Genomic DNA, 21,179 nt, shown 5'->3' with positions numbered 1-21,179 from the left:
GTCGCCTCCTCAGGAGACCGTACGCAGCTGCGGATCCACCGCCGCGCGCTGGCGGGCCGCTGCAGTCTTGCGAAACCACAGGTAGCCGCCGAGCATCATGGCGGCGAAAATCAGCGCCAGCAGCGTGTTGTACCAGACCATCGCCACCAGGCAGAGCACCGCCATGGCCAGCGCGAAGGCCGGCGCCCACGGATAGAGCGGCGCGCGGAACGGTCGAATCAGCTTCGGCTCGCTGCGGCGCAGCTTAAACAGCGCCGCCATCGAGGTGATATACATAACAATAGCGCCAAATACCGACATCGTGACGATGCAGGCGGTCAGCGGCATCCCGCTAATGGTGATCAGCGAATCGGAGAAAATGGCGGCGATGCCGACCACGCCACCGGCGAGGATCGCCAGATGCGGCGTGCGGGTGCGGCGGTTCAGCGTCGCCAGCCCGGCGGGGAGATAGCCCGCGCGCGCCAGAGAGTAAATCTGCCGCGAGTAGCCCATGATAATCCCGTGGAACGAGGCCACCAGGCCAAACAGCCCCAGCCACACCAGCATATGCAGCCAGCCGCTGCTGTTGCCGACCACCAATTTCATCGCCTGCGGTAGCGGGTCGTTGATATTAGCCAGGGTTCGCCAGTCGCCGACGCCGCCGGCAAAGACCATCACGCCTATCGCCAGTACGGTCAGGGTCAGAATGCCGCCGCCCAGCGCCCGGGGAATAGTGCGCTGCGGATCTTTAGCTTCTTCGGCGGCCATCGATGCGCCTTCAATCGCCAGAAAGAACCAGATCGCGAACGGGATGGCGGCAAACATGCCCGGCAGCGCCAGGCCGCTGAAGCTTTCCGCGCCCGCCCAGCCGTTAGCGGTAAAGTGGCTCCAGGAGAAGCCAGGCGCGACCACGCCCATAAACACCAGCAGCTCGAAGATCGCTAATAACGTCACCACCAGCTCAAAGGTGGCGGCAATCCCCACGCCGAGAATATTCAGCGTCATAAAGATAATATAGGCGCCGCAGGCCACCCATTTGGGGTCGAGCGCCGGAAACTGCACGTTCAGATAGGCGCCGATGGCCATAGCGATGGCGGGCGGGGCGAAGACGAATTCAATCAGGGTCGCGAAGCCGGCGATAAACCCGCCGGTGGGGCCAAAGGCGCGGTAGGCGTAGGCAAAAGGTCCGCCCGCATGCGGAATGGCGGTGGTCAGCTCGGTGAAGCTAAAAATAAAGGCGCAGTACATCGCGGCGATGGCCAGCGCGACGATCAGAAAGCCCAGCGTCCCGGCCTGGGACCAGCCGTAGCTCCAGCCAAAATACTCCCCGGAAATAACCAGCCCAACGGCGATCCCCCATAAGCGGAAACTGCCGAGCGTTCTTTTAAGCGTTGTGGTTTGCTCTGTCATGTTCGTTGCCTCGCCAGATAAAGATATCGGGAGGGTTGCAAAGAGAATGCCAGGGCATACCACCGATAAACGCGGTGGTTTAAGAACCTATCCCATTAGGGCTATCTTATTTGCCAGTTTGGCCCTGGGCAGTGCTCAGACAATACTCACAGAGTGTTGAACGCCCTTCAGGGCGGCCCGCAGGGGGAGCGTAGCGAACCATCCTCACGTACTACGTGTACGCTCCGGTTCTTGCGCGCTGTCCGTGTGCAAACTGTCTGCAACGATTACACCTGTTGGGCCAGGCTCTACGCCAACGAGGATCAAAAAAGGGGCAGACCGCGCCCGGCGGAAGAGTCGCCGTGGTGCAGCTGCCCGCAAATGTGGCGTTACTGGTGCACGATGGCGCCAGCGTCTTGTTGAATTACCGGACCTGCTTTCACCTGCAGGTTAAGTCCTTTACTCTCCAGCTCGGCATTGCGAATGCGCAGGCCGCGGTCGGCTTCAATATTGACGTTGCTAAAATGGAAACCGCTGAGCGGCGCTTCCGGGGTACCGATAATATAGGCCGCCGCTTTGCTGTCGCCGGTGGAGGTTAAATTCTCAACGGTGATGTTACTGAAGTGCGGAGTCTTGTATTTATCGAACGGCTGTTTCGGGTCGCTGTCCGGCGGATAGATTTGCTCGCCGAGGGTAAAGCCGCCTGCCTGCAACAGCTTATCGACATCGGCCTGCACAATCGGCGCGGCTTTGTAATAGGCGGAGAACACCAGCGGCACCTCAACGTTATGCATTCTGGTATTGCGGTAGACGATATTTTTTACCTCGCCGCCTTTGCCGCGCGGGCTTTTAATCCGAATGCCGTACATCGAACCTTCGAAGGTATTGTTTTCCACCAGCACGTTATTCACGCCGCCTGCGCTCTCACTGCCGATGGAGATCCCGCGCCCCTGCTTCAGAGTGTTGTTGGCGATATAGATGTTATCCACCACGCCGTCCGGGAAGCGCGGGTCGGCTTTCTCCGCCTTGATGGCAATATGGTCGTCGTTACAGTCGATATAGTTGTTGGTAATACGGATATTCTGGCTATCGATAGGATCGATGGCGTCGGTGTTCGGCGCATGCCACGGCGAAAGAATACGCGTGCCGTTGATATCGACATCGTGCGCGTAGCGGGTGACCACGTGGAAGCTGGGTGAATGGGTGAGGGTCACGCCGTCGATAAGCACGTTGTTGGCGCGGGTGATATAAATCAGCCGCGGCCGGTCAGTACCGCCTTTCTTGCCGATGGCGCGGATATTTTCCCGCCAGCGTTCCCACCACACCGCGCCCTGGCCGTCGATAGTGCCTTCACCGACGATGGCCACGTTTTGCGCGTCGGCGATGCTAATAAACGGCAGCCAGCCGTTTTCCGCTTCGGCGTATCGCGTTTTATCATCGCCGCGATAGGCAGCCACTTCGGTTGAGGCCACCAGGGTGGCGTCTTTCTCCAGCTTAAGCTGAATATTATTTTTCAGAAACAGCGGGTTGGTGAGGAAATTACCTTTCGGCACCAGCACCGTTCCCCCTCCGGCGGCGGCGCAGTCATCAATCGCTTTTTGAATGGCATCGGTGTTGAGCGCGATTTGCAGCCGATGGCCTTCTGCGCCGTAGTGGGTGATATCACAGACTTTATCGGGAAACTTCACGGAACTCGCGGCCTGAGCGGCGTGCAGCGGTAGAAGGCCGACGGCGGCAGCGGCGGCCCACAGAGGCAAAGCGCGGGGTATCATGGCATTATCCTTTTTTGGTTTGTTGTTTTGTAAAATTAGCACCAATGTTTTGATTTAATGAGGGCGGCGATCACGGTTTCTCTTTTGTCGTTATTCTGCCCATAAGTGGCGATGATGATTTGGGCGAATGCATAGATGACAGGCCCGGCGGCTTTGCAATTTGGCGACAGGCGGGGTATAAGGAACCTCTTATCTGGATGTTTAGATGTCTATACGCCCGTGGGGTCAAATGCAAACAACACAACAACAAGGTGGGCAGCTTAAGCGCACCATGAAGACTCGCCACCTGATCATGCTGTCGCTGGGTGGCGTTATTGGCACAGGGCTATTTTTTAATACCGGCTATATCATCTCCACCACCGGAGCGGCGGGCACGCTGCTGGCCTATCTGATTGGCGCGCTGGTGGTCTGGCTGGTGATGCAGTGTCTGGGCGAACTTTCGGTGGCGATGCCGGAAACCGGGGCGTTTCACGTCTACGCCGCGCGCTATCTCGGCCCGGCGACCGGGTATACCGTCGCCTGGCTCTACTGGCTGACCTGGACCGTCGCGCTTGGCTCAAGCTTCACCGCCGCCGGATTCTGCATGCAGTACTGGTTCCCGCAGGTGCCGGTATGGGTCTGGTGCGTGGTGTTCTGCGCGGTGATTTTCGCGCTCAACGTTATCTCCACCCGCTTCTTTGCCGAAGGTGAGTTCTGGTTCTCGCTGGTGAAGGTGGTCACCATTATCGCCTTTATTATTCTCGGCGGGGCGGCGATCTTTGGCATCATTCCGATGCAGGATGGCTCTCCGGCGCCGGGGCTGCGCAATATCACCGCCGAAGGCTGGTTCCCGCACGGCGGTCTGCCGATCCTGATGACCATGGTGGCGGTTAACTTCGCTTTCTCCGGCACCGAGCTTATCGGCATCGCGGCGGGGGAAACGGAGAATCCGCATAAAGTCATTCCGGTGGCCATTCGTACCACCATCGCCCGGCTGATTATCTTTTTCATCGGCACCGTCTTCGTGCTGGCGGCGCTGATCCCGATGCAGCAGGCGGGAGTCGAGAAAAGCCCGTTTGTGCTGGTGTTTGAAAAGGTCGGTATTCCCTACGCGGCGGATATCTTTAACTTTGTGATCCTGACGGCGATTCTGTCGGCGGCCAACTCTGGCCTTTACGCCTCCGGGCGGATGCTGTGGTCGCTCTCCAATGAAAAAACGCTGCCGTCCTGTTTTACCAAATTGACCAGGAACGGGGTACCGCTGACGGCGATTTCGGTCAGCATGCTCGGCGGCGTGCTGGCGCTTTTCTCCAGCGTCGTGGCCCCGGATACGGTGTTTGTCGCGCTGTCGGCGATTTCCGGTTTTGCGGTGGTGGCGGTATGGCTGAGCATTTGCGCCTCGCACTTTATGTTCCGCCGTCGCCATCTGCAGCAGGGGAAGGCGCTAAGCGAACTGCACTATCGCGCGCCGTGGTATCCGCTGGTGCCGGTGCTGGGATTTGTGCTTTGCCTGGTAGCCTGCGTGGGTCTGGCGTTTGACCCGAGTCAGAGGATTGCGCTGTGGTGCGGGATCCCGTTCGTGGCACTGTGTTATGGTGCGTATTATCTGACTCGTTCACGGAAACTCACCCAGGAGCCTCAACATGTCGCAGAATAATCCGTTAACCGCCCTCCTTGACGCAAAGCCCTTTATCCTGCTGGACGGCGCGATGGCGACGGAGCTGGAAGCGCGCGGCTGCAATCTTGCCGACAGCCTGTGGTCGGCGAAAGTGCTGGTCGACAACCCGGAGCTTATCCGCGAAGTTCACCTCGACTATTTCCGCGCCGGCGCGCAGGTGGCGATCACCGCCAGCTATCAGGCCACTCCGGCAGGTTTTGCTGCCCTCGGCCTTGATGAAGCGCAGTCGAAAGCGCTGATCGGCAAAAGCGTTGAGCTGGCCCGCAAGGCGCGGGAAGCGTATCTGGCGGAAAACCCGCGGGCGGGCGCGTTGCTGGTTGCCGGTTCGGTCGGGCCGTACGGCGCCTTCCTGGCGGACGGCTCGGAGTATCGCGGCGATTATGTCCGCAGCGATGAGGAATTTCAGGCATTTCATCGTCCGCGCGTGGAAGCGCTGCTCGACGCCGGGGCCGATCTGCTGGCCTGTGAAACGATGCCGAATTTCGCCGAGATGAAGGCGCTGGCGGAGCTGCTGACTGCCTATCCGCGCGCGCGGGCATGGTTCTCGTTTACCCTGCGCGATGCGCAGCATCTCAGCGACGGCACGCCGCTGCGGGAAGTGGTTGCCGTGCTGGCAAACTATCCGCAGGTGGTGGCGCTGGGCATTAACTGTATCGCGCTGGAAAACAGCACCGCCGCGCTGGCGCATCTGCATAGCCTGACGGCGCTGCCGCTGGTGGTTTATCCTAACTCCGGGGAGCACTATGACGCGGTATCCAAGACCTGGCATCGCCACGGCGAAGCCTGTGCAACGCTGGCGGAATATTTACCCCAGTGGCTGGCGGCGGGGGCGAAGCTGATTGGCGGCTGCTGCCGCACGACGCCGAAGGATATTGCCGAACTGAACGCGCGGCGTTGAGTTTGCGCCGGGTGGCGGCTGATGCCTTACCCGGCCTACAACGTGCACGAATCGTAGGCCGGGTAAGCGTAAGCGCTACCCGGCATCAATCACCCGGCATCCGCTAACACAAACATCCCGTACGGGTGGATTTCGAGATAATAGTGCTCGCCGACATCCGGCTGCAGCCGCGTCGCGTTCACCTGCAGCAAAATTTCCTGCCCGTGCCACTCTACCGTCACCTCGTACTGCGGTCCCATATAGGCCACGTGGCGAATCGTGCAGCGCTGGCTCTCCTCGCCGCGATCGCTCAGGGTGATTGCCTCCGGGCGCACGCCGACGCTGCCCTCGCCCTGGGCGGCAAAATGCGGCGGCCTCGGCAGCCGATAGCCATAAATATCGACAAAATCCTCGCTAAAGGCGGCCGGGAACAGGTTGGCATCGCCCATAAAGCTCGCCATAAAGCGCGATGCGGGCTGGCGGTAAAGATCCTGCGGCGAGCCGATCTGCATGATATGTCCCTTATTCATCACCAGCACGGTATCGGAAACCGCAAAGGCTTCGCTCTGATCGTGGGTCACGTACAGCGAGGTGATATCAAACTGCTTCTGTAACTCGCGGATCTTATCGCGCATGCTGCGCCGCAGGTTGGCGTCGAGGTTGCTTAAGGGCTCATCAAACAGCAGCACCTTTGGCTTGAGGATCAGGGCGCGCGCCAGCGCCACGCGCTGCTGCTGACCGCCGGAGATCTGATCGACATAGCGATCTTCGAATCCTTCCAGATCCACCATTGCCAGCGCTTCCTTCACCCGCGCTTTCACGTCGCTGCGCGACACGCCGAGCATCTTCAGACCGTAGCCGACGTTGTCCCCCAGCGACATATGCGGAAACAGGGCGTAAGACTGAAATACCATACAGATGTCGCGCTGCTGAATGGAGCGATGAGTAACGTCTTCGCCATCGATGAAAATCTGTCCTTCGCTCGGTTTTTCCAGCCCGGCGACCAGGCGCAGAATGGTGGTCTTGCCGCAGCCGGAAGGGCCGAGCAGGGTCACCATTTGTCCCTGAGGGATGGTGAGATTGATATTGTCGATAACCGTGTTGCTGCCGAATCGCTTGGTGACGTTGCGCAGCTCAACAAAATTTTTCTGACTCATAGTGCGCTCCATTACGCCTGGTTTTTGGCTTTTGACCGGGAGATACGCGCTTCCCCGATCAGCCAGTCAAAGATAAAAATAATCGCCAGCATCACGACGATCAGAATCGATCCGTAGGCGATCGCCACGCCGTATTCGCCGTCTTCCACCCGGTTGAGGATATAGGCGGTAGCGACGCGGGTGTCCGGCGTCACGAGGAACACAATGGCGCTGACGGTGGTAATGGCGCGCACAAAGCTGTAGATCAGCGCCGAGAGGATCGCCGGGCGCAGCAGCGGCAGCAGGATATGCGTAATGGTGCGCAGGGAACCCGCGCGCAGACTGAGCGACGCTTCGTCCAGCGATTTGTCGATCTGGCCTAAACCGGCAATACCTGCCCGAATGCCCACCGGCACGTTACGCATGACCATCGAGATAATCACAATCGCCGCCGTTCCGGTGAGGTACACCGGCGCGCTGTTAAAGGCGAGAATATAGGAGACGCCCGCCACGGTGCCCGGCACCGCGAAGCACAGCATGGTGGTGAACTCGATGGTCTTTTTGCCTTTAAACTGCTGTCGCACTACGATCCAGGCGATCAGCAGGCCGAAGGCGGCGGTGATGGGCGCGGCGATCCCGGCGTAAAGCAGAGTATCGAGCAGCGAAGGCCAGGCGCCGTCGCTCATCCCCTGGCCGAACAGCTTGATAAAGTTATCCAGCGTCAGGGTGTAGTCCACGCCCCAGTTAACGGTAAAGCTGCCGTAGAAAATACTGCCGTAGAGCAGGGCGTTGAAGGCGATCCACACCGCCAGAATGGCGATCACGCTCCACACCAGGGTCACCGGCAGCGGCTGCACGTCGCCACGGTAGGACTTGCCGGAAACCGTGACGTAAGAGCGCTTGCCGATCCACATATACTGAATGCAGAACACCAGCAGCGAGAACAGCAGCAGGAATGCGCCGAGAGTACTGGCGGCCTGATAATCGAGCTGCGAACCGGTGATATAGAAGTAGATCTGCGTCGCCAGTACGTCGAAGTTGCCGCCGAGCACCAGCGGGTTGCTGAAGTCGGCCAGCGACTGAACGATGACGATTAAAAACGCGTTCGCCAGCGCCGGTTTCAGCAGCGGGACGAAGACGCCGTTGAAGGTCTGCCAGCGGCTGGCGCGCAGGGTGTACGACGCCTCCTCCAGCGACGGATGAATGGTCTTAATCGCGCCGTCGAGGATCATAAACGCCATCGGGGTGAACGCCAGCACCTGCGCCAGCCAGATGCCGGTAAATCCGTACAGCCAGTTGGTGTTGGTTAAGCCAAACCAGTCGACCATCAGTTCGGTGACGTAGCCGGAACGGCCCATCATCAGGGTAACGCCGAGACCGACGACAAACGGCGGGGTGACGATCGGCAGAATCGAGAAAATGCGGCCAATAATCGCGCTGCGCTGGGCGATACGGGTGGTGTAAATCGCCAGCACCAGGCCAAAGAAGGTGCAGCCGATGCCTACCGCAATCGACAGGGCGATGGAGTTGAGGATCACCTGGACAATATGCGCCTGCGACAGCACGGCCATAAACGCCAGCGGGGCAAACTCGCCGGCGTCGTTAGTGAACATCGGGATGAAAATAGCGATGCTTGGCCAGACGATAAAGACGCCGATTAACGCCACGATGGTGACCAGCGAACCAATGACAAAGCGGTCGCCCCCCAGCCATTCCAGGCGGGTGAGCGCCAGGGTCATGATGGCCCCCAGCGCGACAAACAGCACGATGGTGGCGTAGCCTAATCCGCGGCCTTCCACGGTGGCGCTGACGACGATAAACGCCATACAGCAGAACGCCCAGCCAGCATCGAGATAGTGGCGGCTGCGCTGCTCCCGCCTGGCTTCCTGAAAGGGACGAATCAGCAGCAGGCTCGGTAAGAGATACCACAGCCAGCTGATATTGAACTGTGACCAGCCGTAGGCCGCGAGAATTTCATCGCTCGTGGACTCCAGCAGACCGTAATCCAGGCTCCAGCTCGGCAGCAGGGCAAACGCCAGCCAGCCGAATAAAACCCAAAGGAATATCGCATCCCGCTTTTTCACGGGATGGAGTGCAAGTGTGTGTGACATAAGTTTTCCGGTGTCGTAGGCCGGGTAGGGCAGTGATGCCGCCACCCGGCAAATGAACGCAATGCGGGCTTATTTACCCATCTTCACTTCGCTAACCCATTTATTGATTAGCGCTTTACGCACGTCCGTTGAGCCGTATTTATCCATGTCATAGTTGATGAGCTTCAGGTCGTCGAGCTTCAGCGAGTTCGGCGAGGTGTCGGCGGTAGTGTTGGTCAGGATCTGATAAGACTTGCCTTTCTTCCACGCCAGCTCCTGGGCATCTTTCGACAGCACCCAGTCGACAAACAGTTTGGCGTTGTCGAGGTTGCGCGCGCCCTTCAGGATACTGACGCCGCCAATTTCATAGCCGGTGCCTTCGCACGGCGAGATCAGCTCCAGCGGCGCGCCCTGTTCTTTTTCCAGCGAATAGTCGTGCAGGAAGCCGATGCCGATGGCCGTTTCACCGCGGGCGGCGTTGCGCGCCGGGGCGATACCGGACTTCGTGTACTGGGAGACGTTAGCGTTGAGCTGTTTGAGATAATCGAAAGCCTGATCGTCCCCCCACAGCTGGGCGAAGGTCGCCAGCGCGGTGTAGGCGGTGCCGGAACTCTGCGGGTCGGCAATCTGAATTTCGCCTTTATATTCCGGTTTAGTCAGATCTTTCCAGCATTTCGGCACCGGCAGATTTTTCTCTTTCAGGCGCTGGGTGTTCACGCCGAAGCCGAGTATGCCAACGTACACCGCCGAGGAGTAGTTGCCTTTCAGCTTCGCCGGATCGCGGAACTGCTCCATCACCTGCGCAAGATTGGGCGATTTATAGGGCTGCAGCAGGCCCATTTCACCGGCCTGGGACTGCGGGTCGAGGGTGCCGCCGTACCAGACATCCGCCTGCGGGTTTTTCTTCTCGGCATCGACCTTCGCCAGCGTGCTGCCGGAACCGTTGCGAATAAATGAGGTTTTTACGTCATATTTTTCGCCGAAGGCTTTGGTTTCCGCCTCACACATTTCGTTGGTGGCGCTGCAATAGACCACCAGACGACCTTTGGCGTGCGCCGCGCCGCTTAACGTCGCCAGCGCAATGCCGGAAGCAATCAGGGTAGTGACCAGCGTTTTTTTCATTATTTTATCCTTTGAGCAGCAGAGGTAGTAATGCTCGCCATCAGCAGCGGCATCAGCAATAAACCCATCAGAACTGCGGCGACCGAGAGTAAACTGAACATGCCCGACCAGCCGTAGCGTTCAATGACCAGCGACAGAGGCCAGCCCGCCAGCGCTGCCCCCAGATAGGCGAACAGGCCGAGAAATCCGGTAATTGAACCCGCCGCCGCTTTGTGTCCGCACTCCACCGCCGCGAGGCCAATCAGCATTTGTGGGCCAAAAACGAAGAAGCCCACCGTAAAGAAACACACCGCCAGCAGCGCGTAGTGATGGACCGGCGCCAGCCAAAGCGCGGCGACGGAGACCATCAACCCCAGCGTGAACAGTAAAATCATCGGCGCCCGCTGGCCGCTGAACAGCAGATCCGAGCCCCATCCGGCGAACAACGCCCCGAGCAGACCGCCCGCTTCAAACAGCATCACCGTGGCGTTGGCGCTGAGCAGATTGACGCCGTGGCTCTCCGTCAGCCAGATGTTGCCCCAGTCGTTGAGCGCGATGCGGATCAGATAGACCAGCACGTAAGAGACGCCCAGCAGCCAGATCATCGGATTCTTCAGCATCGTGGTGCGCAGCATCTGCCATAGCCCCATCGGCGGGCTTTGCTGCTCCTGGCGCAGCTCCAGCGGGTCGTTACGCCAGCGGCCTACTGACGGCAATCCCTCTTCGCGGGGCGTTCCTTTCAGGTGCAGCGTTAACCAGATGCCTGATGCCATGCTGATCGTCCCCGGTGCCAGCATCGCCGCCTGCCAGCCCCACCAGTGGGCGGCAAAGGCGCTAATCAGCGGGATAATCGCTCCGCCGATATTGATCGACATATTCCAGCAGCCCCACCAGAAGCCGCGTTCGTTGCGCGAGTACCAGTGGGTCAGCAGGCGGGCGCAGGGAGGCCAGCCCCAGCCCTGAAAAAATCCGTTCAGCGTCCAGACCGCCAGCAGCAGCGTCAGCGATTCGCCGAAGGCGAACACCACGTTCAGCAGACCGGTGGCGAACAGGCCCACGCCCATAAACCAGCGCTGCCCGTGGCTGTCGTGCCACAGTCCGGCGGTAAACTTCGACAGACCGTAGGTCAGGTAAAACAGCGATCCCAGCAGGCCGATATCGCCTTTATCCAGACCCAGATCCGTTTGCAGCGCCGGCAATACGTAGTTGACGCTTTTGCGCGTCAGGTAAAACGCCGCATATCCGATGACCATGTACATCAGCAGCTGCGGACGCAGCGTCCGGTAATGTTGATTAATGTCGGTTGCTGAGCGCATCGCCGTCTCCGTTTTGCTGACTATATGAAAGTGAAATCGAAAGGAGATGAGAGAAAGTCCGGAGTGACTAAGACTTTTTCCTGGTTAGCCGGCTGTTTGTTGCAAATTTGTGGGCAAGTTAACAATTACCCGCGTCCCATGCTGCGACTCCAGGGTCAGCTCTCCGCCCAGGGCGCTGACCCGTTCACGCATACCCTGAATGCCGAAGCCGGCCATTTTGTCGGGGCTGATACCGATACCGTTGTCCTTGACCTCCAGGCGCAACAGCGTCCCCTGCTGATACAGAGCAATGGCAACCTCGCTGGCGTCGGCGTGTTTACAGACGTTGTTAAGCAGCTCCTGTAGCAGCCGATAGAGGGTAAAACGTACCGTTTCGCTCTCCGGCGTGGCGGTGAGCCGGTAGTCAAAGCGGCAGCGGATACCGCGCTCGGCAAAGGCAAACTCATTGAGCAAATGGTGCAGCGCCTCTTTAAACGACAGTTCATCAAGGGCCGGGGGGCGTAGCTGGCGCAGCAGCTGGCGGGTAGAGTGGTGAATACGCCGGGCGAGATCGTTAATCTGGCTGGCGGCGGCCTGGGTTTGCGCCGGATCGCGCGCTCGCTTCACCAGCTGCGACTGGATCTGAATGGCGGTAATATTCTGGCCGATTTCGTCGTGCAGCTCGCGCGCCAGGCTTTTGCGCGTATCCTCTTCGGTATGGATCAGCTTTTCGGTTAGCGCCCGCCGCGCCGCCAGCTCCGCCTCCAGCCGCTGGCGATAGTGGTGCAGGTTTTGCGCCAGGTGCTGCTGGCGACTGATGGCAATCCCCAGCCCGATACCGAGCAGCGCCTGGGTCGCCAGAAAAATCTCCAGCTCCACCAGGTTGCTGAATCCGACGCCAACCTGGCGGGCAATGGTGATCATCATGCTGCCCAGCAGACCGGAGAGAACGCCGCCCTGCCAGCCGAACTTCCACGCCATCACCACGTTGGGCAGAAACACCACAATTAACAGCAGACGCTCGATTTCCGGCGACAGAACCATTTGGGTGCCGATGCCGATAATAAAGAACAGGCTGCACCAGATGATCAATGAGGTGCGCAGCGGCGGATTATTGGTATCCAGCCCCAGCAGGTGGTAGCGGTGCTGCTGGCGCAGGAATTCAAAAATCAGATAGACAAACGGCGTCAGCAGCACCCCGCCGGTAAACGAGGCCAGACCGAGCATCATCGCCGGACTTTTCACAAACGGCGAGAGCAGGGCGGTGTTGAATAATGCGCTGGCGGTAACCGTGGCCAGCAGCAGCGTCAGCCGCTGCCAGTAAAGGGGGAAGCGGTGCCAGAACTGTTGGGCGATGCCGGCGGGAAGCAGGCCGATCAACGGCGCGGCCAGCAGAATATAGCCGTTCAGCAGCTGTTCGCCGTGCAGCCAGAACAGCATCAGCACGGGAGGCAGCACCAGCGCGGGCCAGTAGCGGCGCGAAAGCAGGATCAGCAGCGCCAGATAGACGCCGTGCGGCAGGAACAGCGCCGCCTGCTGGCCGTTATGGGTCAGGTAAAACCCGAGCGTCCACAGCATCAGCCAGCCGCTTCCCCAGGCCAGCACGATGAACAGCGAGATGACGCTGTGGCGAAGGCCGCGCGACATTAATGACCCGCCAGCAGCTGGTGGTCGAGGGCGAAATGGACCAGATCAATGGTGCTGTGGCACTGCAGTTTGCCCAGCACGTTGGCGCGATGAACGTGCACCGTCTTGTGGCTGAGATCGAGCTTGAAGGCGATTTCCTTGACGCTGTCGCCTTTAACGAGCAAATCAAACACTTCGCGTTCACGCGGGGTGAGCACCTCGAGCACCTGCGCCGGTTGCTCTCCGCCGCGCAGCGCCCGCAGGGCATCGGCGCACAGGTAGTGTCCACCCATACCGACGGAACGCACCGCCTGCACGAGCTCCTCCGGGCCGCAGCGTTTGGTCAGATAGCCGCTGGCGCCGGCATCAAGGGCGCTCTGCACGAAGGCCGGGGTGTCGTAAATGCTGAGAATAATGGCGCGAAACTGCGGCTTTTGCGCGCGCAGGCGCTTTAGCAGGCTCAGGCCGTTCTCATCCGGCATGGCGATATCCATGACCGCTACGTTGACGTCGTCGCGCAATAATGCCGGCCACGCTTCCGCCGCGCTGCTGAACTGGCCAACCACCTCGAGATCCTCTTCGAGGCTGAGTAACTGCGCAAAGCCTGAACGCACCACCACATGGTCATCGACCAGCACCACTCGAATCATGTTTCTTCTCTCTTAGCGCATCATGGTTCTATGATGCCTGCCACCGCTGCGCTGGCAATCAATCAGGCGCAGTTATGCAATGAATGTAACAAAATCGCAATACACTTCATCCTTCAAGCTGCCTCTTTGTTGGCTTCGTTTGCCCGCCCCGGTCACTGACTTATGTCAGCTCCCGGGGACGAACAACCTTGCCGCCTCGATGCAGCATGAATGATTTTGTGTATAAGCATTGCCGATTTTTTTCTAAAAACGCTTTGTTCTTAGCAAGAATTTTTAATTACTTCATCAAACGCATCGCGCCGGAAATACTGCACCCATAACAACTATGGGAAGCAGACACTATGGCACTATCATCGCGTATCACACTCATTGCCGCGCTGGCGCTGGCGGCATTCCAGGCCCAGGCGGTGAACGTCACCGTGGCGTATCAGACCTCCGCCGAACCGGCGAAAGTCGCCCAGGCGGACAACACCTTCGCCAAAGCGAGCGGGGCGACCGTCGACTGGCGCAAGTTTGACAGCGGCGCGAGCATCGTGCGGGCGCTGGCTTCCGGCGACGTGCAGATCGGTAACCTTGGCTCCAGCCCGCTGGCGGTCGCCGCCACCCAGCAGGTGCCGATTGAAGTCTTTCTGCTGGCCTCAAAGCTCGGTAACTCCGAAGCGCTGGTGGTCAAAAAGAGCATCACCAAACCGCAAGACCTGATCGGCAAACGCATCGCCGTGCCATTTATCTCTACGACTCACTACAGCCTGCTGTCGGCGCTGAAGCACTGGGGGATTAAACCGGGGCAGGTGCAGATCCTCAACCTGCAGCCGCCGGCGATTATTGCCGCCTGGCAGCGCGGCGACATTGACGGCGCCTACGTCTGGGCGCCGGCGGTCAACGCGCTGGAAAAAGACGGCACGGTTCTCACCGACTCGTCGCAGGTGGGGGAGTGGGGCGCGCCGACGCTGGACGTGTGGGTGGTACGCAAAGACTTTGCCGAAAAGCATCCTGATATTGTCAAAGCCTTCGCCAAAAGCGCCATTGACGCGCAGCAGCCCTATATCGCCAACCCGGATGAGTGGCTGAAGCAGCCGGAAAACATCAGCAAGCTGGCGCGCCTGAGCGGCGTACCGGAAGCCGACGTGCCGGGGCTGGTGAAAGGCAATACCTATCTGACCGCTGCCCAACAGGCGCAGGAGCTGAACGGGCCGGTGAATAAAGCCATCATCGACACCGCTAAATTCCTGAAAGAGCAGGGTAAAGTCCCCGCAGCGGGAAGCGACTACAGCCAGTACGTTACCGACCGTTTTGTGAAGTAAAGGAGGTCATGATGCTGCAAATCTCGCATCTTTCCGCCGACTACGGCGGTAAACCAGCGCTGGCGGATATCAACCTGACGCTGGACAGCGGTGAACTGCTGGTGGTCCTCGGGCCTTCCGGCTGCGGTAAAACCACGCTGCTGAACCTGATTGCCGGATTCGTGCCTTATCAGCACGGCAGCATCACTCTTGAAGGCAGGCGGGTTGAAGGGCCGGGAGCCGATCGCGGCGTGGTCTTTCAGAATGAAGGGCTGCTGCCGTGGCGCAATGTGCAGGATAACGTTGCGCTCGGGCTACAGCTGGCGGGCGTCGACAAAACGCAGCGCCGGGCAACCGCCGCGCGGATGCTGAAAAAAGTCGGCCTCGAAGGGGCGGAAAAGCGCTTTATCTGGCAGCTTTCCGGCGGCCAGCGTCAGCGGGTGGGCATTGCCCGCGCGCTGGCGGCCAATCCGCAGCTGCTGCTTCTCGACGAGCCGTTTGGTGCGCTGGATGCCTTTACCCGCGAGCAGATGCAAACCCTGCTGCTCAGCCTGTGGCATGAGACCGGCAAGAAGGTACTGCTGATCACCCACGATATCGAAGAGGCGGTGTTTATGGCCACCGAGCTGATACTGCTTTCGCCGGGGCCGGGCCGGGTGCTCGAACGGCTGCCGCTCGATTTTGGCCGCCGCTTTGTGGCCGGCGAATCCTGCCGCAGCATTAAATCGGACCCGCGGTTTATCGAACAGCGCGAGTACGTCCTCAGCCGGGTATTTGAACAACGGGAGGCTTTCTCATGAGCGTGGTCATCAATGATAAACCGCGTCAGCGGAGGCTGAAGTGGCGCTGGCCGTTCTCGCGTCAGCTCACTCTCAGCGCGGCGACCCTGGCGGTACTGCTGGCTATCTGGTGGGCCGTTGCCGCCCTGCAGCTGATTAGCCCGCTGTTTCTGCCGCCGCCGGGGCAGGTATTGCAGAAACTTATCACTATTGCCGGTCCGCAGGGTTTTATGGACGCCACCCTCTGGCAGCACCTGGCGGCGAGCCTGACGCGTATCGTTATCGCGCTGCTGGCGGCGGTACTGCTCGGCGTGCCGGTCGGGATCGCCATGGGGCTGAGCCCCACGGTACGCGGGATCCTCGACCCGCTGATCGAGCTTTATCGCCCGGTGCCGCCGCTGGCCTATTTACCGCTGATGGTGATCTGGTTCGGCATCGGCGAGACCTCGAAGATCCTGTTGATCTACCTGGCGATATTCGCGCCGGTGGCGATGTCGGCGCTGGCGGGCGTAAAGAGCGCCCAGCAGGTGCGCATTCGCGCCGCGCAATCTTTAGGGGCCAGCCGGGCGCAGGTGCTGTGGCTGGTGATCCTGCCCGGCGCGCTGCCGGAAATCCTCACCGGCCTGCGCATTGGGCTCGGCGTGGGTTGGTCGACGCTGGTGGCCGCGGAGCTGATTGCCGCCACCCGCGGGTTAGGTTTTATGGTGCAGTCCGCCGGTGAGTTCCTCGCCACCGACGTGGTGCTGGCCGGGATCGCGGTGATTGCCATCATCGCCTTTTTACTGGAACTGGGGCTGCGCGCGCTGCAGCGTCGCCTGACGCCCTGGCATGGAGAAGTACAATGAGCGAACGTTTAAGCATTACCCCGCTGGGGCCGTATATTGGCGCGCAGGTATCCGGCGTCGATATTACCCGCCCGCTGAGCGACAACCAGTTTGAGCAGCTGTATCACGCGGTGCTGCGTCACCAGGTGGTGTTCCTGCGCGAGCAGAATATCACTCCCGAACAGCAGCGGGATCTCGCCCTGCGCTTTGGCGACCTGCATATTCATCCGGTCTATCCGCACGCGCCCGGCGTCGATGAGATTATCGTGCTTGATACTCACGACGCTAACCCGCCGGATAACGATAACTGGCACACCGATGTCACCTTCATTGAGACGCCGCCCGCCGGGGCGATCCTCGCGGCAAAAGAGCTGCCGTCAACCGGCGGCGACACCCTGTGGACCAGCGGCATTGCGGCCTATGAGGCGCTCTCCGGGCCTTTACGCCAGCTGTTAAGCGGCCTGCACGCGGAGCATGATTTCCGCAAATCGTTTCAGGAGTATAAATATCGTAAAAGCGAAGAGGAGCATCAGCGCTGGCTGGAGGCGGTCGCGAAAAATCCGCCGCTGCTTCATCCGGTAGTGCGCACCCATCCGGTGACCGGTAAACAGGCGCTGTTTGTCAATGAGGGCTTTACCACCCGCATCGTTGACGTCACGGAGAAAGAGAGCGAGGCGCTGCTCGGCTTCCTGTTTGCTCACGTCACTAAACCGGACTTTCAGGTGCGCTGGCGCTGGCAGCCGAACGACGTGGCGATTTGGGATAACCGCGTCACCCAGCACTACGCCAACGCCGATTACCTGCCGCAGCGGCGCATTATGCACCGGGCGACGATTCTCGGGGACAAGCCGTATTACCGGGCTGGTTAATTTCTATAGCCCGGCTAAGGCGTCAGCCGCGAGCCGAGGAGGAAAGTGGACGCTGCATTGTGCGCTGTTTCCCGGAGGCGGCGCTTAACGCGCCTTGTCCGGGCTACCGCTCCGCAGAACGCGGTTAACCCGTAGCCCGGCTAAGGCGCAATGTGCCACAAGCCGGGAAACAACCTACGATAAACGCCCCGCAGCATAGTACGCGTGTAGCGCGTGTAGCCCGGACAGGCGCAACGCGCCGCCTCCGGGAAAAGGCTTTTATGCCGATTTTTGCGCGTCCAGATGTACCCCAATATAGCGCTGATAGCGGTTGGCCTTCAGATAGGTCAAATCTACCAGCACCAGCCCATCCACGCAGTTGTTGAAATCCGGGTCGCTGCCGAAATCGATAAACTGCACGCCGCCTGGCTCGCAGACTTCCGAGTACTGCTTATACAGCGGCGGGATCGCGCAACCGAGGTTGCCGAGCAGGGACTTTAGCTGCGCCAGGTCGTCGTTGTAATCTTCTCCGCCAAACTGGGCCAGAACATCGGGCAGCGAGGCCGGATAAGGACGCCGTGACTCTGCCAGCGGATGCGTCGCCGGGAACCACAGCCGATAAAAAGCCACCAGCAGATCGCGCGCCGACGGCGGCAGCCCGCCGGAAATCGACACCGGGCCGAACAGATAGCGATAGTGCGGATAGCGCGCCAGATACGCGCCAATGCCGGACCACAGGTAGTCCAGCCCGCGGCGGCCCCAGTAACGCGGCTGGATAAAACTGCGACCCAGTTCAATGCCGTGTTGCAGAATATCGTCCATGCGCGCGTCGTAATGAAACAGGCTGTAGCTGTAGATGCCGTTCAGGCCGCGCTTTTCCAGCTGTATTGCGGTTGGCATAAAACGGTAAGCGCCGACGATCTCAAGATCTTCCTCATCCCACAGAATCAGCTGCAGATAGTCGTCGTCATAAACGTCAACGTCGCGACGTTTGCCGCTGCCTTCCCCCACCGCGCGGAAGGCGATTTCCCGCAGACGGCCCAGCTCGCGCAGTATCGGCGCATCTTCCTGGTCGCGGCGCTGCCAGAGATAGATGACTTTACCATCCGCCGTGCGCCCCAGCGTTTCAGCCTTCCCCAGCTCGCGCTTGAGCAGGGCGCGGTCTTCGGGACGGGCGATAGCGCTTTCGGTTTTGAATATACCCGGCAGCCCTTTGCCGAGTAGCTCCAGGTGGCGATAGCAGCGCTCGGTCAGTTCCCGAGAAGAGCTTTGCGGATTGAACCAGTTTGACCAGGTTATCTGTTGACCAATATTCACCGGCAGGCTGCTGTTGCGGCGACGGAACATTTGCTGCATCAGCAGCAGTAACGGCAGATTCTCGGACATCAGGGTACTGGCGTAAAACAGTGCGCTGTTGCGCGCGCGGATCCACGCTGGTAGCAGCGGGGCGCGGTATTTCGCCGCCAGCTTAATAAATCCGGAGTGCCATTTTTTATCACGAATACCGCGCCGGGTGAGGCGTGAAACTTCGCCGGCCGGGAAGAAAATCAGCACGCCGCCGTTTTGCAACTGCTGGTCCATCTGCTGCAACGCCGCTTTGGCGGTGCGGCCATTGATATTATCGACCGGAATAAACAGCGAGCTCAGCGGTTCAAGGTGAGTCAGCATGCGGTTGGTGACCACTTTGACGTCGCGGCGCACGCGGGACACCGCGTAGAGCAGGGCCAGGCCGTCAAGCGTACCGGTGGGGTGGTTGGCGATGATGACCAGCGGACCATGTTCGGGGATTTGTTCGAGATCGTGCGCCGGGATAGCGCAGCGGATATTAAGATGTTCGAGCACCTGTTCGACCGTATCCAGTCCTTTCAGGTGATGATGACGCGCGGCAAACTGCTGAAACTCTTCCTCATGCAGGAGCTTTTTCAGCACCTTTTTCTGCCAGAGCGCTGGCTTTGCCTGAGGCCACAGGTCATCGATGACATTGTCGAGACTAAACATAGCGGCACCTCCTCCGTCCTGCCCAGACAGTAGAAGGCGCAGATGTCGCTCAGATTACAGTTGAGTGAAGATTTGGGATTGGCGGGAGCGGGTAGCCCGGACAGGCGCGCAGCGCCGCCTCCGGGAAGGCCACAGGTGAAAAGTTGCGAACGCTTTTCCAGATTGATCTCCGGTTTCTTGCCTTTCGGTCTCCCCCTCTTTTAACCTGGGGAACAGGCAAATATCTTCGGCAGGGAGCATCCGATGGTCGATTATCGTCGTTATTACCTCAAGGGTGGGAGCTGGTTTTTCACCGTCAATTTACACGACAGAGAGAGTCGATTTCTGGTTCAGCATATTGATGCGTTACGACAGGCGGTGGCAATAGTCCACAAACAGAAACCTTTTCATATTGATGCCTGGGTGGTGCTCCCCGAACACCTTCATTGCATCTGGACCTTACCTGACAACGACAGCGATTTTCCATCGCGCTGGAGAGCAATTAAAAAGCATTTTTCAGGTTTAACAGGCGCGCATAACGTGTGGCAACCGAGATATTGGGAACACGCCATTCGCAACCAGAAGGATTACCGAAGCCATGTTGATTATATTTATATCAATCCGATTAAGCACGGGTGGGTAAGGTAGGTACGGGATTGGCCCTATTCAACCTTTCATCGCGATGTAAGCCGTAGTTTGTATCCTGTTGATTGGGGTGGGGAGGTGAAGGAATTATTGTGCGGCGAGCGTTGTTAAAATGACTTCCCGGAGGCGGCGCGCTGCGCCTGTCCGGGCTACCAACCCACAGATAGCTGTGAGCCTGTAGCCCGGTCGTACACAGCCGCGACCGGGGAACGGTAATAGCCGAATTAACGCAGAATTTTCTTTTCGGCCAGATCGAGGGCGAAATAGCTGAAGATCAGATCCGCGCCGGCGCGCTTGATTGCGCCGAGACTTTCCAGCACCACTTTCTCTTCATCGATAGCGCCAGCCTGGGCGGCGAACTTAATCATCGCGTATTCACCGCTCACCTGGTACGCGCCGATCGGCAGGTTGGTGCGCTCGCGCAGATCGCGCAGGATATCAAGATAGGGACCGGCCGGTTTGACCATCAGGCAGTCGGCGCCCTGGGCTTCGTCCAGCAGCGATTCACGAATCGCTTCGCGGCGATTCATCGGGCTCATCTGATAGGTTTTACGATCGCCTTTCAGCGCGGTACCCGCGGCTTCGCGGAACGGGCCATAGAACGATGAAGCGAATTTGGTGGAGTAGGACATAATCGCCGTATCGGTAAATCCGGCGGCGTCCAGCGCCTGGCGAATAGCCTGCACCTGGCCATCCATCGCGGCGGAAGGCGCGATAAAATCCGCGCCTGCGGCAGCGGCGACCACCGCCTGCTTGCCGAGATTCTCAAGAGTTTTGTCGTTATCCACGCCGTGATCGCACAGCACGCCGCAGTGGCCGTGGGAGGTGTATTCGCAGAAACAGGTGTCGGACATGACGATCATCTCCGGCACCGCCTCTTTACAGATGCGGGACATGCGCGCCACCAGGCCGTTTTCGTTCCAGGTATCGCTGCCAACGGCATCGGTATGATGGGAAATGCCGAAGGTCATCACCGAACGGATGCCGGCGTTGGCAATGCGCTCGATTTCGCGCGCCAGGTGTTTTTCCGGAATACGCATCACGCCGGGCATGGCTTCAATGGCCGTGTAATCGTCGATTTCTTCTTCAACAAAGATCGGCAACACCAGGTCGTTCAAACTCAGTGTTGTCTCTTCAAACATGGCACGTAGCGAAGCGGACTTGCGCAGGCGGCGTGGGCGAGTGATTAAATCTGTCATGGTTTGCCTGATTTTGTGAAATGAAAAAAGTGAGTTTACCTCAATTGGCGGC

Annotated in this window: 16 protein-coding genes and 1 pseudogene; 7 read left to right on the top strand and 10 right to left on the bottom strand. The window is 59.3% G+C overall.

What is annotated here, in order from left to right:
• Nucleotides 1–9: 9 nt before the first annotated feature.
• Together eat and ABLV11_RS01550 are read right to left on the bottom strand one after the other, a co-directional pair.
• Nucleotides 10–1,389, bottom strand: coding sequence for an ethanolamine permease (gene eat, locus ABLV11_RS01555; protein WP_126488573.1), 1,380 nt, complete (start codon nt 1,387–1,389; stop codon nt 10–12).
• Nucleotides 1,390–1,757: 368 nt separating this feature from the next.
• Nucleotides 1,758–3,140 carry a glycosyl hydrolase family 28 protein gene (locus ABLV11_RS01550; protein WP_126488575.1) on the bottom strand — a complete coding sequence of 461 codons (1,383 nt, stop codon included), beginning with the start codon at nt 3,138–3,140 and terminating at the stop codon, nt 1,758–1,760.
• Between the two features lie 229 nt (nt 3,141–3,369).
• Here ABLV11_RS01550 and mmuP point away from each other — a divergent pair, with 229 nt between their 5' ends.
• Nucleotides 3,370–4,776: an S-methylmethionine permease gene (mmuP, locus tag ABLV11_RS01545; protein ID WP_024273818.1), complete on the top strand. Its 1,407-nt coding sequence runs from the start codon at nt 3,370–3,372 to the stop codon at nt 4,774–4,776.
• Complete coding sequence (gene mmuM / locus ABLV11_RS01540; RefSeq protein WP_126488577.1) at nt 4,763–5,695, top strand: homocysteine S-methyltransferase; 933 nt, start codon at nt 4,763–4,765, stop codon at nt 5,693–5,695. Before mmuP ends, mmuM begins: the two co-directional genes overlap by 14 nt.
• Before the next feature lie 89 nt (nt 5,696–5,784).
• Here mmuM and fbpC read toward each other — a convergent pair whose 3' ends face one another.
• The 6 genes from fbpC to ABLV11_RS01510 all read right to left on the bottom strand — a co-directional run bounded on the left by fbpC (nt 5,785) and on the right by ABLV11_RS01510 (nt 13,572).
• Nucleotides 5,785–6,831 (bottom strand): ferric ABC transporter ATP-binding protein, encoded by a 1,047-nt coding sequence (fbpC, locus tag ABLV11_RS01535; RefSeq protein ID WP_004099343.1) that lies wholly within the window; start codon nt 6,829–6,831, stop codon nt 5,785–5,787.
• Between the two features lie 11 nt (nt 6,832–6,842).
• Complete coding sequence (locus tag ABLV11_RS01530) at nt 6,843–8,921, bottom strand: iron ABC transporter permease (RefSeq protein WP_004099344.1); 2,079 nt, start codon at nt 8,919–8,921, stop codon at nt 6,843–6,845.
• 69 nt (nt 8,922–8,990) lie between these two features.
• A complete protein-coding gene (locus tag ABLV11_RS01525) occupies nt 8,991–10,022 on the bottom strand; it encodes an ABC transporter substrate-binding protein (protein WP_004099345.1) in 1,032 nt (343 codons plus the stop codon).
• The gene (gene uhpC, locus ABLV11_RS01520) at nt 10,022–11,341 is read right to left on the bottom strand and encodes an MFS transporter family glucose-6-phosphate receptor UhpC (RefSeq protein WP_224226429.1); all 1,320 of its coding nucleotides are present in this window, start codon (nt 11,339–11,341) and stop codon (nt 10,022–10,024) included. The genes ABLV11_RS01525 and uhpC overlap by 1 nt, the downstream gene beginning before the upstream one ends.
• Nucleotides 11,342–11,401: 60 nt before the next feature.
• The gene (locus tag ABLV11_RS01515; RefSeq protein ID WP_126488579.1) at nt 11,402–12,943 is read right to left on the bottom strand and encodes an MASE1 domain-containing protein; all 1,542 of its coding nucleotides are present in this window, start codon (nt 12,941–12,943) and stop codon (nt 11,402–11,404) included.
• Nucleotides 12,943–13,572, bottom strand: a complete 630-nt coding sequence (locus ABLV11_RS01510) for a response regulator transcription factor (protein ID WP_004099348.1) — start codon at nt 13,570–13,572, stop codon at nt 12,943–12,945. Before ABLV11_RS01510 ends, ABLV11_RS01515 begins: the two co-directional genes overlap by 1 nt.
• A gap of 341 nt (nt 13,573–13,913) precedes the next feature.
• Between ABLV11_RS01510 and tauA the strand changes: the two genes are divergently transcribed.
• Genes tauA through tauD form a run of 4 tightly spaced genes read left to right on the top strand, consistent with a single transcriptional unit; the run spans nt 13,914 to nt 17,327 of the window.
• Entirely contained in the window at nt 13,914–14,876 is a 963-nt protein-coding gene (gene tauA / locus ABLV11_RS01505; RefSeq protein WP_004099349.1) for a taurine ABC transporter substrate-binding protein, read from the top strand.
• 11 nt (nt 14,877–14,887) lie between these two features.
• Entirely contained in the window at nt 14,888–15,655 is a 768-nt protein-coding gene (gene tauB / locus ABLV11_RS01500) for a taurine ABC transporter ATP-binding subunit (RefSeq protein WP_016808629.1), read from the top strand.
• The gene (gene tauC / locus ABLV11_RS01495; protein WP_004099351.1) at nt 15,652–16,479 is read left to right on the top strand and encodes a taurine ABC transporter permease TauC; all 828 of its coding nucleotides are present in this window, start codon (nt 15,652–15,654) and stop codon (nt 16,477–16,479) included. The genes tauB and tauC overlap by 4 nt, the downstream gene beginning before the upstream one ends.
• Nucleotides 16,476–17,327, top strand: coding sequence for a taurine dioxygenase (gene tauD / locus ABLV11_RS01490; protein ID WP_064344830.1), 852 nt, complete (start codon nt 16,476–16,478; stop codon nt 17,325–17,327). Before tauC ends, tauD begins: the two co-directional genes overlap by 4 nt.
• Nucleotides 17,328–17,585: 258 nt before the next feature.
• On the opposite strand, the gene ABLV11_RS01485 is transcribed toward tauD, so the two are convergent.
• On the bottom strand, nt 17,586–19,304 hold the full coding sequence (locus tag ABLV11_RS01485) for a lysophospholipid acyltransferase family protein (RefSeq protein ID WP_224329851.1): 1,719 nt from the start codon (nt 19,302–19,304) through the stop codon (nt 17,586–17,588).
• Between the two features lie 243 nt (nt 19,305–19,547).
• Here ABLV11_RS01485 and ABLV11_RS01480 point away from each other — a divergent pair.
• A pseudogene (locus tag ABLV11_RS01480) lies at nt 19,548–20,039 on the top strand (transposase).
• Between the two features lie 113 nt (nt 20,040–20,152).
• On the opposite strand, the gene hemB reads toward ABLV11_RS01480, so the two are convergent.
• On the bottom strand, nt 20,153–21,127 hold the full coding sequence (hemB, locus tag ABLV11_RS01475; protein ID WP_004099358.1) for a porphobilinogen synthase: 975 nt from the start codon (nt 21,125–21,127) through the stop codon (nt 20,153–20,155).
• Nucleotides 21,128–21,179 lie beyond the last annotated feature (52 nt).

Source organism: Klebsiella sp. GW_Kp181 (assembly GCF_040062315.1).
GTDB lineage: Bacteria > Pseudomonadota > Gammaproteobacteria > Enterobacterales > Enterobacteriaceae > Klebsiella > Klebsiella oxytoca.
The sequence above is the reverse complement of the archived record's forward strand: the minus strand, read 5'-3'. Positions and strand labels throughout refer to the sequence as shown.